The organism is Anaerobiospirillum sp. NML120511, assembly GCF_023050955.1.
GTDB lineage: Bacteria > Pseudomonadota > Gammaproteobacteria > Enterobacterales > Succinivibrionaceae > Anaerobiospirillum.
Genome location: NZ_JALKIK010000113.1, coordinates 1 through 1,301, shown reverse-complemented (window position 1 = coordinate 1,301; position 1,301 = coordinate 1). Strand labels below are relative to the sequence as shown.

General features: G+C 43.1%; 1 protein-coding gene. It reads right to left on the bottom strand.

The features are described from left to right. Window positions 1-15: 15 nt before the first annotated feature. Complete coding sequence (locus MXE39_RS12865; RefSeq protein WP_246979090.1) at window positions 16-1,236, bottom strand: ISAzo13 family transposase; 1,221 nt, start codon at window positions 1,234-1,236, stop codon at window positions 16-18. Window positions 1,237-1,301: the final 65 nt, after the last annotated feature.

Genomic DNA, 1,301 nt, shown 5'->3' with positions numbered 1-1,301 from the left:
AGGAACTGTAAGCAATTAAATTGATCTTTTAAAACCATTGATTCGATAGTTCCAGAGAGGAAATGGCCCAATGGGTTCCATGTCTATCGATTTCATCTGGGCATCACTGATTTTGATGCCTGTTTCATAGCTGTTGAAATCTGGTACGCACTTTACTGTGAGACCAGTTGTTGTTTTGGTAGAACCAATAAGATTGACAACCGTAGTAAGATCAATCAATGGCTTGCCTGACCAGTTTTTTGAAATGTAGCAGAATAAGCGGTGCTCTACTTTGTTCCACTTTGAGGTGCCTGGAGGAAGGTGTGACACCCTGATTGATATGCCTGTTTTCTCGCAGAGCTCTGCAAGCTTATACTTCCACAGACGAACACGTGAACCGTTGCTCCCGCCACCGTCACATATAATGAACAGCTCTTGCATGCTTGGGAAAGTGTGCTTGCCAACTGTTTCGAACCAGCGAAAAACACTCTCAGTTGCGAACTCACTGGTATCGCTGCTGGTGCCTACATTTACAAATGCAGTATTGTTATTCAGAACGTAAACTCCATAGGGAACAACAGTTCCAAGCTCTCTGATTAAAAAATCATGATCATAGGTAAGACGAGGATCACCAAGAAGTCTGAGCTCTGTACCTACATTGCTCATATTTCCAAGTTTTTCTTTCTTCTTGGCATCGATTGATATTACAGGAACTCCTGATGCATATGCTTCTTCGATAGACTGGTTTATGAACTCGAACTGGGCATTTCTGTCAGGGTGATCCTTTCCTACCTGGAGCATTTTCTTGTTCTTCTGACGGCTGAACTTAAGCTCGTCAAGAAGCTTGGCGACAGTGGTATGTGATACTTTATGCCCACGCTCCTCAAGTTTGTCGGCTATTTTTCTAAAGCTCAAGCTGGTCCATGTCAAAGGCTTTTCAGGACTGCCATATGCGCTTTCAGATACGATCTGTCTTGTGATTTCCAAGAGCTCCGGATCATGAAAGGTTGCAGATTTACGTCCACCTCCACGACGGCGTACAAAGTCAGTCCTCTCGCTGTTCAGGTCATCTTTACCTGACTTAACAGTATTTACAGAGACACCGAGCAGTTCTGAGACAGCTTTTCGACCTCCATAGCCGTAACTCTCACAAAGAAGCCCGTAGAAAAGCCTTCTTTGCTTTTCGTTAAAGTCACCAGCCTCAAGCAGCTGATTAATAGAATCTTTGTTTAAAGTGACCTGAATCTGGTTTGCCATAAGGTTCCTCCGTTCAGGTCATTATACTTAAGAAATACAAATCATTTTAATTACCTACAGTTCCT